This window comes from Streptococcus sp. CL6.22 (assembly GCF_049738055.1).
GTDB lineage: Bacteria > Bacillota > Bacilli > Lactobacillales > Streptococcaceae > Streptococcus > Streptococcus mitis_DJ.
Genome location: NZ_JBKOTV010000004.1, coordinates 62,384 through 75,642, shown reverse-complemented (window position 1 = coordinate 75,642; position 13,259 = coordinate 62,384). Strand labels below are relative to the sequence as shown.

Annotated in this window: 9 protein-coding genes; 6 read left to right on the top strand and 3 right to left on the bottom strand. The window is 40.9% G+C overall.

What is annotated here, in order from left to right:
• The first annotated feature begins 6 nt into the window (after positions 1–6).
• The 3 genes from aguB (at position 7) to ACLNCW_RS02900 (ending at position 2,649) form a co-directional block, all read left to right on the top strand.
• On the top strand, positions 7–882 hold the full coding sequence (gene aguB / locus ACLNCW_RS02910) for an N-carbamoylputrescine amidase (RefSeq protein WP_261010910.1): 876 nt from the start codon (positions 7–9) through the stop codon (positions 880–882).
• A 190-nt stretch (positions 883–1,072) separates the two neighbouring features.
• Positions 1,073–1,774, top strand: coding sequence for a response regulator transcription factor (locus ACLNCW_RS02905; protein ID WP_049510700.1), 702 nt, complete (start codon positions 1,073–1,075; stop codon positions 1,772–1,774).
• Entirely contained in the window at positions 1,771–2,649 is an 879-nt protein-coding gene (locus tag ACLNCW_RS02900) for a sensor histidine kinase (protein WP_424845339.1), read from the top strand. The genes ACLNCW_RS02905 and ACLNCW_RS02900 overlap by 4 nt, the downstream gene beginning before the upstream one ends.
• Before the next feature lie 40 nt (positions 2,650–2,689).
• Here the strand turns inward: ACLNCW_RS02900 and ACLNCW_RS02895 are convergent, their stop codons facing one another.
• From ACLNCW_RS02895 to ACLNCW_RS02885, 3 genes are all read right to left on the bottom strand, one after another.
• Positions 2,690–3,442 carry an ABC transporter permease gene (locus ACLNCW_RS02895; RefSeq protein WP_045611665.1) on the bottom strand — a complete coding sequence of 251 codons (753 nt, stop codon included), beginning with the start codon at positions 3,440–3,442 and terminating at the stop codon, positions 2,690–2,692.
• Between the two features lie 10 nt (positions 3,443–3,452).
• Positions 3,453–4,361 carry an ABC transporter ATP-binding protein gene (locus ACLNCW_RS02890; RefSeq protein WP_424845338.1) on the bottom strand — a complete coding sequence of 303 codons (909 nt, stop codon included), beginning with the start codon at positions 4,359–4,361 and terminating at the stop codon, positions 3,453–3,455.
• 141 nt (positions 4,362–4,502) lie between these two features.
• Positions 4,503–5,312, bottom strand: a complete 810-nt coding sequence (locus ACLNCW_RS02885; protein WP_084949852.1) for a Cof-type HAD-IIB family hydrolase — start codon at positions 5,310–5,312, stop codon at positions 4,503–4,505.
• A gap of 207 nt (positions 5,313–5,519) precedes the next feature.
• Between ACLNCW_RS02885 and ACLNCW_RS02880 the strand changes: the two genes are divergently transcribed.
• From ACLNCW_RS02880 to addA, 3 genes are all read left to right on the top strand, one after another.
• On the top strand, positions 5,520–6,191 hold the full coding sequence (locus ACLNCW_RS02880) for a CPBP family intramembrane glutamic endopeptidase (protein ID WP_203213217.1): 672 nt from the start codon (positions 5,520–5,522) through the stop codon (positions 6,189–6,191).
• Between the two features lie 129 nt (positions 6,192–6,320).
• Positions 6,321–9,596: an ATP-dependent nuclease subunit B gene (gene rexB, locus ACLNCW_RS02875; protein WP_424845337.1), complete on the top strand. Its 3,276-nt coding sequence runs from the start codon at positions 6,321–6,323 to the stop codon at positions 9,594–9,596.
• On the top strand, positions 9,593–13,243 hold the full coding sequence (addA, locus tag ACLNCW_RS02870) for a helicase-exonuclease AddAB subunit AddA (RefSeq protein ID WP_424845336.1): 3,651 nt from the start codon (positions 9,593–9,595) through the stop codon (positions 13,241–13,243). Before rexB ends, addA begins: the two co-directional genes overlap by 4 nt.
• The last annotated feature ends 16 nt before the right edge of the window (positions 13,244–13,259 follow it).

Here is a 13,259-nt window from a genome sequence, read left to right as displayed (position 1 = left end):
AAAAAGATGAGAAATGTAAGAGTTGCAGCCATTCAGATGCAATGCGCTAAGGATGTGGCAACAAATATCCAAACCGCAGAGCGTTTAGTACGTCAGGCTGCAGAACAAGGTGCACAAATTATTCTCTTGCCCGAGTTATTTGAACGTCCCTATTTCTGTCAGGAACGTCAGTATGACTACTACCAGCATGCCCAATCGGTGACAGAAAATACTGCCATTCAGCATTTTAAGGCGATTGCTAAGGAACTACAAGTTGTTTTACCGATCAGTTTCTATGAAAAAGATGGCAATGTCTTATATAACTCTATTGCTGTCATTGATGCAGATGGGGAAGTGCTGGGTGTTTATCGAAAGACCCACATACCAGATGATCATTATTATCAAGAAAAGTTTTATTTCACGCCTGGTAACACTGGTTTCAAGGTATGGGATACTCGGTATGCCAAGATTGGTATTGGTATCTGTTGGGATCAATGGTTCCCCGAAACAGCCCGCTGTCTTGCGTTAAATGGTGCTGAATTGCTCTTTTATCCTACAGCCATCGGTTCAGAGCCGATTTTGGATACAGATAGTTGCGGTCATTGGCAACGTACCATGCAAGGGCACGCAGCAGCAAATATTGTCCCAGTTATTGCAGCCAATCGCCATGGTTTGGAAGAAGTCACTCCAAGTGAGGAAAATGGTGGACAGAGTTCCAGTCTTGACTTCTACGGTTCATCCTTTATGACGGATGAAACAGGAGCTATTCTAGAGCAAGCTGAAAGACAAGCTGAAGCTGTTCTGTTAGCTACTTATGACCTAGATAAGGGAGCAAGCGAACGCCTAAACTGGGGCTTGTTTCGAGATAGAAGACCAGAAATGTATCAACGTATTACGGACTAGTAGGAGAGAAATGAGAGATTCATTCTGCTAGACTCGTTTTCACTAGCAACTATAAGGATACAATGTTATCTAGTAAGTGGATTTTATATTTTAACCCTCTAAGGCTTTCTCGCACTTTTATGCGAGGAGCTTTTTCTGTTTAAGCTTTATCAATAAAAATGCTATAATAGTTGCAGAAAGGTTGGTGTTTATGGCTAGGATATTGGTTATTGAAGACAATAGTGACATTCAAGAGATTTTACGAACACTTCTTACTGAGGAGCATGAGGTGATTCAAGCCTTTTCCGGTACAGAAGGAATCATGCTTTTTGACCAAGGTGGGATTGACCTCGTTTTACTAGATATCATGCTTCCTGGGAAAAATGGGGATCAGGTTTTAAAAGCTATCAGGGAACAAAGTCAAACTCCAGTCATTATGCTAACAGCTTTGAGCGATAAGAAGTTAATCAGTCAATACCTCTTAGACGGTGCCAATGATTACATAGTCAAACCTTTTGATTTGGACGAAGTCTTTGCCAGAGTTACTGTTCAATTACGCCAAAGTGCAGAAAAACAGCCTGTGAAAATAGAAAAAACTGAAAATCTGCCACTAAACTTGAAAAATATCCAGTTTGATGCAGAAAGTTTTGAAATTAAAAATAGCCAGAAAACGATTCGCCTTGCCAAGAAAGAATGCTTGATTCTCCAAACTCTCCTCAAACATCCTAAGAAAATTTTCACCAAGGTAGAACTTTATGAATTGGTCTGGGAGGATAGCTACCTACCTGGAGATAATACTCTCAATACGCATTTGAGTAATCTTCGTAAAAAATTAAACCAGCTTGACCCAAATCAAGAATATATTGAAACCATCTGGGGAGTTGGGGTAAGATTAAAAGGAGACAAGCAATGACCTACATGATAATCTTTGTTCTACTGATACTCCTAATTATTTTATCGATTGTATTGATTCGCTACCATATAGCACTTAAAAACTTGAGTCAACAGATTGAAGACAAGATTCTTACGGGTAGTATGAAAAGAGTAGGGGTTAGCATTTTTTCCAAACATTTTTTACATCTCTACCAGCAAATTGAGAATCTATTTCAGGAAGTAGAGCAATCTCGATTGGTGATGAAAAGGGAAAAGCAGACTCTGGATATGGCCATCAGCAATATCGCCCATGATATTCGGACCCCTCTGACTATCGCTTCAGGATACACCCAACAATTGATAAAATCTCCTGAAGACAAAGCAGAAACCTTACAAAAAGTAGCCCAGCATCTTGATTTAGTTTCTAAACGTTTGGAGGCTCTCCTAGAATATCGTCGTTTGATGGAAGGAGCTGTCAAACCGAAACTGGAAGAAGTGAATCTTTCAGCTTTTATCACCAAAAAGACTTTGGCTTATTATGATGTTTTTCAGGCGGCAAATATCACGCTTGATTTTAAGGTTGAAGATGATTTAAAAATGAGGACTGATGAAAACTTGCTGGATCGCATTTTACAAAATTTGCTTGGAAATGTCCTCAAACATGGCAAGGAAGAAGCGCGGCTATCTTTGAAAAAGGAAAAGGCACAGCTTGTCTTAGAGATTGCAAACCTTGTTAAACAGCCCATCAAAAAAATAGAAAATCTCAGCAACCGTTTTTATTCTGAAAATCTATCTGATACGGAAGAATCCTCTGGTTTAGGCCTTTATATCACTGAGGAATTATGTCATCTTCTCGGTACAGAGATGAAACTAAGCACAGATGGGAAATGGTTGTCGGTTTTCATTTATTTTTAACAAAAAGAAACCTCCTCTGTAGGCTAGAGGAGGTCATTTTTTATAGGCTTTTCTTTTTGAAAACTGCCAGTCCACTTAGATTAAAGATTACAATAACAGCTAAGGTAACTATAAGGGTATAGAAAATGGATTCACTATTAGCAGTCATAGCATAGGAAAAATGCAAGGACAAATATGGTAAATATTTGATATTTGGAAAAATGATCATTGGCATAGAAAGGATGATAGAGCTAATCAGATAACCAATAAATACGGCAAGATAAGAATGAGTCAGGTAGAGAATAAAGGAAATAATCGAAAGCCAAGCGAGAAGGCAGAGAAATTGAAGGAAAATCATTGAGAGGAGATTAGTAACAAAACCATCAGGTATCGTACCAAGTCCGTTTAGTAGAGTTGAGGGAACAAAAGCAATCACAAGGCTGGCGATGAGTTGCAAGAGAGCGATGCTTGCTAGTACAAAGGATTTAGCGAAGAAAAATTCTGTACGAGAAACGCCAACTGTCAAACTATTTTTATAAAGCTTGCCGATTAGATCGACCCCAAGAACTAAACATGTTAGAATAATGCAGAGAAAAACAAGGTTTGAATCATTGCTAGACGCATTGATAAGAGCTTGAATACCGTCCCAACCATGGGTTGGAATTTCTGGTTCTTCTGTCTGGATTGCCATCAGATGGCCAGTAGCCCCGATAGTGGCACCCAGTAGCAAGAGGACAAAGAGAATGAATTCTGTAATCCAGAATCCTTTGGAGCGGAAAAGACGGTAAAAGTCTGCTTGAATGGTATGTATCATGATTTTCCTCCTATTGGACCAATTGAGTGAAGTATTCTTCTAGGTTTTGACGGGCATAGTAAATCTCGTCAATGGCAACATCTGCCAAGGTTAATTCCTTGAGAATCTGTTTGACATCTTGTTCCTGACCAAAGATGTGAATTTCGTTTTCAGGATTAACAACCTTGAACTGGAGCTGGATTTGTTCTTTCAATACTTGACAAGCTTTCTCTTGGTCGGCTGTCTTAAGCACAATATAATCCTCACTTAGTGTTTCAAATTCAGCTTTGCTGATTTCACGGATAATCTTGCCTTGATCTAAAATACCAAAACGATTAGCTAGGAGATAGAGTTCTGACAAGATATGGCTAGAGATGAGAATGGTGATCCCTTTTTCTTGATTGAGCCGTTGAATCATGAGGCGAAATTCTTTGATACCGATTGGGTCGAGACCGTTGATAGGTTCATCTAATATCAGGAAGTCTGGTTTAGATAGAAGGGCAATGGCAATACCAAGTCTTTGTTTCATTCCTAGCGAGAAATCACGAAAGACTTTCTTACCTGTATCTGGCAAACCTACATAGTCCAGCGTTTCTCGAATTACTTGATCAGCATTTGGAATATGGCGTATCATACAATAATAATTCAGATTTTGATAGGCTGTTAAGTGATTATGGGCTACGGGTGATTCGATAACAGAACCTACTCTAGATAGAGCCTTGGTCCACTCATTTTCCGTTTGGCTAGAGAAGAGGGAAACAGTCCCTTTATCTGCAAACAGTAGTTGCGTAATGATTTTTATCAAGGTAGTTTTCCCAGCTCCATTCTTTCCGATAAGTCCATAAATATCTCCCTCTCTTATCGTTAGATGAAGATCCTGAAGAATAGCTTGTTTGTCGAAGTTTTTGGACAATCCATGAATGTCGAGTACTGTTTTCATGATTCTCTCCTTTTGATTTATTTTGTTAACTTTAGTATAAAGCATAGAAATCAAAGAAAACTCAAGTATTTCTAAAGAGTTTCTAAAGTTTTAAGAATTCTTAAATATCAAAACCCAGTTGACACGAACTGGGCTTCTTAATTATAAAATATATTTCTCAATGGCACGCGCAACACCGTCTTCTTCGTTGCTTGCTGTAACGGCATCAGCTAGGGATTTGACATAATCGCTGGCATTTCCCATTGCAATGCCAAGTCCTGCAAACTGGAGCATTTCAATATCGTTATTAGCATCGCCCATAGCCATAATTTCTGATGGCTCGATATTCAAAATCTCTGCCAGTCGTGAAAGAGCAGTAGCCTTTGTCGTTCCAAGTGGCATAGCTTCATAAATGACAGGCTGCGAACGAACGCCACTGAATCGTTGACAGAGTTCCCCAGCAAAGCGCTCCTCAAAATCGTCTGTTTGCTCTTTTGTACCCAAAAACATACCTTGGAACATACGGTACTTACCACTGGTAGCTTCCTCAAGGGAAATTTCAGTCAGGTCTGAAAAGACTAGCTTGGCATCATTTTGAACAATTTCATTAGGCTTGCCACCGAGGACAAAATAATGCTCCTCATCAAAAAGAGTTAACTGAACATCACTTTTTTCAGCTAGGTCATAGAGGTACTCGATGTCTGCTGGACTGAGTTCTTGCCAATCAACCAGACTCCAATCACTTGTCTGGTGAGTTGAGCAACCGTTGTTAACAATTACATACTCATTCTGGAGGTCAAGCCCCAGTTTTTGATAGTAGGGGAGGACACCGAAAAGCGGGCGACCTGTACAGAGAACCAGTTTGACACCTTTTTCAATAGCTTGGTGAATAGCAGTAATGTGAGCTTGTGGGATTTCCTTGGCTTCATTGAGGAGGGTTCCGTCCATATCCAAGGCTAGTAGTTTAATCATAAGACTTCCTTCTTTTTCTTTTGGTATTATTATAGCATATTTTGGAGAAGAAATTGATAGGAATATTGGGGCTAATTGATTTTACAGTTTAGGATGTTTTGATGACAATTTATGATTTGAAGAGGATATTTCGAAAAGATATGCTATACTAAACTTGTTATACAGTTAATATTCAATAATCTAGTCAAGGAAAACAGAGAATTTAATATAAAAAAACGGATTATTCAGATTTTACTAGCATTGTCCTTAATTTTTTACAAATCAACTTGGTTTTGGGAGCTTTTCAATCACCTCGCAAAGCCCTATCTACCAGCAAGTCGTGAGTTTTTTCAGATTCTACTTTTGATGGAAAGTGGAGTTCTTTTGTCAGCAGTCATCTATCTACTAGTTTTTTCAAGAAAGAAAACTTTTCATTTCAAGTGGCACTTGAGGTACTTTATCTACCTTTTACTGGGCTATATCATTTCGTATATGTCCGACTTCCTCTTGTCTTATTTCATACCCTCGTCTTCAAATCAAATCTCTTTGAATGAAACGATAGAAATGATAGGGAGACAGGAATTACCCTATTTCTTGCTCATAGTTTGCTTCATCGGCCCTATTGCTGAGGAATTGATTTATCGAGGTGTGCTTATGACAACCTTTTTCAAAAACTCACCTTGGTACGGAGATGTCTTGCTTTCTGCCATTATTTTCGGTTGTATTCATATCAATTTCGCTTTAACACCTCTTGCCTTTTTCATTTATGCTAGTGGAGGTCTTATTTTGGCTATATTGTATCGCATGACAAAAAGTCTCTACTATCCAATAGTGGTTCATATCCTCATCAATATCACTGCCTTCTGGAACTTATGGTTACTCCTATTTTCAGGAAGTTAGCTTACTAAAACAATGTCGGAATTTTCCGGCATTTTCTTTTCAACAGATGAGCAAGAACTGATTATTTTCAGACTTGGGTGGCTAATCATGGTATAATATAGGGTAATGAAAAATTCCAACGAGGCAGAGATGAAATTACTTTATACTGATATTCGGACTTCTTTGACTGAGGTTCTAACCAGAGAGGCGGAAGAGCTAGTTGCTGTTGGCAAGCGGGTCTTCTATATCGCTCCTAACTCCCTTTCTTTTGAAAAGGAACGTGCCGTGCTGGAATGCTTGCCCCAGCAGGCTTCTTTTGCGATTACCGTCACGCGATTTGCTCAAATGGCTCGTTACCTGATTTTGAATGACTTGCCTACTAAGACCAGTCTTGATGACATCGGTCTTGGGATGGCTTTTTATAAGTGCCTTGCGGAACTTGATCCTAAGAATTTACGTGTTTATGGAGCTATCAAGCAGGATCCTCAATTTATCCAGCGGTTGATTGAACTTTATCATGAGATAGCGACTGCTCAGATGAGTTTTTTGGACTTGGAAAATTTGACGGATGAGGATAAGCGGGCAGATTTACTCTTGATTTTTGAGAAGGTAACGGCTTATCTCAATCAGGGGCAGTTGGCTCAGGGAAGTCAATTGTCTCATTTGATTGAGGCTATTGAGAATGACAAGGTAAGTAGTGATTTTACTCAAATAGCCTTGATTATTGATGGATTTACCCGTTTTTCTGCTGAGGAAGAGCGAATTGTGGACCTACTTCATGGTAAGGGTGTTGAGATTGTCATTGGAGCCTATGCTAGTAAGAAAGCCTATACTAGCGCTTTTAGCGAAGGCAATCTCTACCAAGCCAGTGTGGAGTTTCTCCATCATCTAGCCTCTAAATACCAAACTCCTGCTCTGGATTGTTCTCAAACTCATGAAAAGATGGATAGTTTTGACAAGGCCTCTCGTTTGCTGGAGTCTTCTTATGACTTTTCAGACCTCACTTTGGAGATCGATGAGAAGGACCGTGAAAACCTGCAAATCTGGTCTTGTTTGACACAAAAGGAAGAGCTGGAGCTGGTGGCTCGGAGTATTCGTCAGCGATTACATGCAAATCCAGACCTGAGCTACAAGCATTTTCGTATTCTCTTGGGGGATGTAGCTTCTTACCAGTTATCTCTCAAAACCATTTTTGACCAGTATCAGATTCCTTTCTATCTTGGTAGAAGCGAATCCATGGCGCACCACCCTTTAACTCAGTTTGTCGAGTCTATTTTAGCTTTAAAACGCTATCGTTTCCGTCAGGAGGATTTGATAAACCTTCTTAGAACAGGTCTATATACCGATCTTAATCAGGCTGATATTGATGCTTTTGAGCAATATATCCGCTATCTTGGTATCAATGGCTTACCAGCCTTTCAGCAAACCTTTACCAAATCCCACCATGGAAAATTTAATTTGGAACGTTTAAATGCTCTTCGTCTGCGTATTTTAACACCTCTTGAAACCCTCTTTGCCAGTCGAAAACAAAAGGCTGAAAATCTCCTACAAAAATGGAATAGCTTTCTAAAAGAAGGAGAGGTGACCAAGCAGTTACAAGATTTAACAGCTACCATGAAAACCCTAGAGCAGGAAAGACAGACTGAAGTTTGGAAGGCATTCTGCCATGTTTTAGAACAATTTGCGACTGTTTTTGCTGGTTCATCAGTTAGTCTAGAGGACTTTCTTGCCTTGCTTCATTCTGGAATGAGCCTATCTCAGTATCGCACCATTCCAGCAACAGTAGATACCGTTCTGGTACAGAGCTATGATTTGATTGCCCCTCTGACTGCTGACTTTGTCTATGCCATTGGGCTGACTCAGGACAATTTACCAAAAATTGCGCAAAATACCAGTATTTTGACAGATGAAGAAAGACAAAGCTTAAACCAAGCGACGGAGGAAGGGGCACAATTGCTGATTGCCAGCAGTGAAAATCTCAAGAAAAATCGCTATACTATGCTTTCCTTGGTCAATTCTGCTCGTAAGCAGTTGGTCTTGTCGGCTCCAAGCCTTTTTAACGAAAGTGAAAGTAAGGAATCTGCCTATCTTCAAGAGTTGGTCCATTTTGGATTTAGTCGGAAAGAGAAGAGGATGAATCACAAAGGGCTGTCTAAGGAAAATATTGGGTCCTATCATAGTCTTTTGTCTAGTCTGGTTGCCTATCACCAGCAGGGCGAGATGAGTGAGACTGAGCAAGATTTGACCTTTGTCAAGGTTCTGGCGCGTGTGATGGGTAAAAAACTAGAACAGCAAGGTCTGGAAAATCCAGCCCTCCCAACCAGCCCAAGCAGTAAACCCTTAGCAAAGGACACCTTACAGGCTCTCTATCCTGCTGAACAGGAATTTTACCTGTCTACCTCTGGTTTGACGGAGTTTTACCGCAATGAATACAGTTATTTCCTCCGCTACGTGTTAGGCTTGCAGGAGGAATTGCGCCTACGTCCTGATGCCCGCAGTCACGGAAATTTCTTGCACCGTATCTTTGAACGTGCCTTGCAGTTGCCTGATGAAGATTCCTTTGACCACCGTCTAGAACAAGCTATCCAAGAAACCAGTCAAGAACGCGAATTTGAGGCTATTTATCAGGAAAGTTTGGAAGCCCAGTTTACCAAGGAAGTTCTGCTTGATGTGGCGCGGACAACTGGACATATTCTCCGACACAATCCAGCCATCGAAACCATCAAAGAAGAAGCAAATTTTGGTGGAAAAGAGCAGGCCTTTATTCAATTGGACAATGGGCGCAGTGTCTTTGTACGAGGCAAGGTGGACCGAATTGACCGTTTGAAAGCTGATGGATCGATAGGAGTAGTAGACTACAAATCCAGTCTGACCCAGTTCCAGTTTCCTCATTTCTTCAACGGGCTTAATTCCCAACTGCCAACCTATCTAGCTGCCTTAAAAAGAGAAGGGGAGCAGAACTTTTTTGGTGCCATGTACTTGGAAATGGCTGAGCCTGTCCAATCTTTGATGTCCGTTAAAAGTCTGGCAGGTGCAGTAGTAGAAGCTAGCAAGTCAATGAAATACCAAGGCCTCTTTTTAGAAAAAGAAAGCAGTCATTTGGGTGAATTTTACAATAAAAATAAAGCCAATCAGCTGACGGAGGAGGAATTCCAGCTCCTACTGGACTACAATGCCCATCTTTACAAGAAAGCTGCTGAGAAGATTTTAGAAGGTCAGTTCGCCATTAACCCTTATACTGAAAATGGCAGAAGTATTGCACCGTATGTTCAGCAACATCAAGCCATCACAGGATTTGAAGCCAATTACCATTTGGGGCAAGCCCGTTTCCTAGAAAAGTTGGACTTAACTGATGGCAAGCGTCTGGTCGGAGAAAAACTCAAGCAAGCTTGGTTTGAAAAAATAAGAGAGGAGTTGAATCGATGAAGCCTATTCCCTTTTTAACTGAGAAGGAAATTCAAAAATTGCAAGACGCAGAAGCAAATTCGAGCAAGGAACAAAAGAAAACTGCCGAGCAAATTGAAGCCATCTACACTTCTGGTCAGAATATCCTCGTTTCAGCATCGGCTGGTTCTGGGAAGACTTTTGTCATGGCAGAGCGCATTCTAGATCAATTAGCGCGTGGAGTGGAAATCAGTCAACTCTTTATCTCAACCTTTACCGTTAAGGCTGCCACAGAGCTTAAGGAACGTTTAGAGAAAAAAATCAGCAAGCAAATCCAAGAAAGCAGCGATGTCGACCTCAAACAACACTTGGGTCGTCAGTTGGCTGATCTACCCAACGCTGCCATCGGAACCATGGACTCTTTCACACAAAAATTCCTTGGTAAACATGGCTATCTGATTGATATTGCGCCTAATTTCCGTATTTTACAAAACCAAAGCGAGCAACTTCTTCTAAAAAACGAAGTCTTCCATGAGGTCTTTGAAGCGCATTACCAAAGCAAACAGAAAGAGAAGTTTAGTCATTTGCTGAAAAACTTTGCTGGACGTGGAAAAGATGAACGAGGGCTACGCCAGCAAGTCTATAAAATCTATGACTTCCTCCAATCCACCAGCAATCCTCAGAAATGGCTGAGTGAATCTTTCCTCAAAGGCTTTGAGAAAGCTGATTTTAGCAGTGAAAAAGAAAAACTGACCACACAAATCCAGCAAGCCCTTTGGGATTTGGAAAGCTTTTTCCGTTATCATCTGGATAATGATGCCAAGGAGTTTCCCAAGGCAGCTTATTTAGAAAATGTCCAGTTGATTCTGGATGAAATTGGCTCCTTGAATCAGGAATCCGATAGTCAGGATTATCAAGCGATGCTTGCGCGTGTTGTCGCAATTTCGAAAGAGAAAAACGGTCGATCTCTGACTAATGCCAGCCGTAAGGCTGATTTGAAGCCACTGGCCGATGCCTACAACGAAGAGAGAAAGACCCAGTTTGCTAAACTAGGACAACTGTCAGACCAGATAACCATTCTCGACTATCAAGAACGTTATCATGGAGATACCTGGGAACTAGCTAAGACTTTCCAAACCTTCATGAGTGATTTTGTGGAAGCTTATCGTGAACGTAAGCGTCAGGAAAACGCCTTTGAATTCGCTGATATTAGCCATTACACCATTGAGATTTTAGAGAATTTCCCGCAAGTTCGTGAGGCTTATCAGGAGCGCTTCCATGAAGTCATGGTCGATGAGTATCAGGATACCAACCATATTCAAGAACGGATGTTGGAATTACTTTCTAATGGCCACAACCGCTTTATGGTGGGAGATATCAAGCAGTCTATCTATCGTTTCCGTCAGGCAGATCCGCAGATTTTTAATGAAAAGTTCCAACGCTATGCGCAAGATTCCCAAGAAGGAAAGCTGATTCTCCTCAAGGAAAATTTCCGTAGCAGTTCAGAAGTTCTGTCAGTAACCAATGATGTTTTTGAATGCCTTATGGACCAAGAGGTCGGCGAAATCAACTATGACAGCATGCACCAACTTGTTTTTGCCAATACCAAGCTGACTCCCAATCCAGACAACAAGGCAGAATTTCTTCTCTATGACAAGGACGATACAGGTGAGGAAGACGAGAGTCAAACAGAAACGAAACTAACAGGAGAAATGCGCCTGGTTATCAAGGAGATTCTTAAACTCCATCAGGAACAAGGTGTTGCCTTTAAAGAAATCGCCCTTCTGACCTCCAGTCGCAGTCGTAATGACCAGATTCTTCTCGCCCTGTCTGAGTACGGAATTCCTGTCAAAACTGACGGAGAGCAAAATAATTATCTTCAATCCCTAGAAGTGCAAGTCATGCTAGACACCCTTCGTGTCATTCACAATCCCCTGCAAGATTACGCCTTGGTTGCCCTTATGAAGTCTCCAATGTTTGGTTTTGATGAGGATGAGTTAGCACGTTTGTCCCTTCAGAAAGCAGAGGATAAAGTCCAAGAAAATCTCTATGAGAAACTAGTAAATGCTCAAAAACAGCCAACAAGCCAGAAAGAGTTAATTCACTCAACACTAGCTGAAAAACTAAATCAATTCATGGATATCTTGGATTCTTGGCGCTTGTATGCCAAAACCCACTCCCTCTATGACTTGATTTGGAAGATTTACAACGACCGTTTTTACTACGATTATGTTGGGGCTTTGCCAAATGGTCCTGCTAGACAGGCCAATCTCTATGCCCTAGCACTGCGTGCTGATCAATTTGAAAAGAGCAATTTCAAGGGCTTGTCTCGTTTTATTGGTATGATTAACCAAGTTTTAGAAGCCAAGCACGATCTTGCAAGCGTGGCCGTCGCACCGCCAAAAGATGCAGTAGAGCTCATGACTATCCACAAGAGTAAAGGACTAGAGTTTCCTTACGTCTTTATCCTCAATATGGATCAAGATTTCAACAAGCAAGACTCTATGTCAGAAGTCATTCTCAGTCGTCAGAATGGTCTTGGTGTCAAATATATTGCTAAAATGGAGACAGGAGCAGTGGAAGATCACTATCCTAAAACCATCAAGCTCTCTATTCCTAGCCTGACCTATATGCAGAATGAAGAGGAATTACAGCTGGCAAGTTATTCAGAACAAATGCGTCTGCTGTATGTTGCCATGACGCGAGCTGAGAAAAAGCTTTATCTTGTCGGTAAGGGTTCTCGTGAAAAGCTGGAAGCCAAGGAATACCCAGCAGCTAAAAATGGAAAACTAAATAGCAACACTAGACTGCAAGCCAAGAATTTCCAAGATTGGATTTGGGCTATCAGTAAAGTATTTGCCAAGGATCATCTCAACTTTAGCTATCGTTTTGTTGGTGAAGATCAGCTGACTACAGAAGCTATCGGTCAGTTGGAAAACAAGAGTCCTCTCCAAGATAGCTCCCAAGCAGACAATCGCCAGTCAGAAATCATTAAGGAAGCTCTTGAAATGCTGAAAGAAGTGGAAGTATATAATACTCTTCACCGCGCAGCTATTGAATTGCCAAGTGTTCAAACCCCAAGTCAAATCAAGAAATTCTACGAACCAGTTATGGATATGGAAGGTGTTGAGATTGCTGGTCAAGGTCAGTCAGTAGACAAGAAAATCAGTTTTGATTTACCAGATTTTTCAACCAAAGAAAAGGTAACAGGAACTGAGATTGGTAGTGCTACCCACGAACTCATGCAGAGAATTGACCTCAGTCAGCGACCAACACTTGTTAGCCTGACAGGAACTCTCAAACAAGTTCAAACCAGTCCAGCTGTTAGAGACAAGATCAATCTTGCTAAAATTCTTGCATTCTTTGACACAGCACTCGGTCAGGAAATTCTCGCTAATACCAACCATCTTTATCGCGAGCAACCTTTCTCCATGCTCAAACGAGACCAAAAGAGTCAGGAAGACTTTGTTGTCCGTGGTATCCTTGATGGCTATCTACTTTACGAAGACAAAATTGTTCTGTTCGACTACAAGACAGACCGCTATGATGAGCCAAGTCAACTCATTGCTCGCTATCATGGTCAGTTAGCCCTATACGGAGAGGCTTTATCTCGAGCCTATTCTATTGAAAATATTGACAAATACTTGATTTTACTCGGTAAAGACGAAGTTCAAGTTGTAAAAGTATAATCTAGAAAGGAGACCT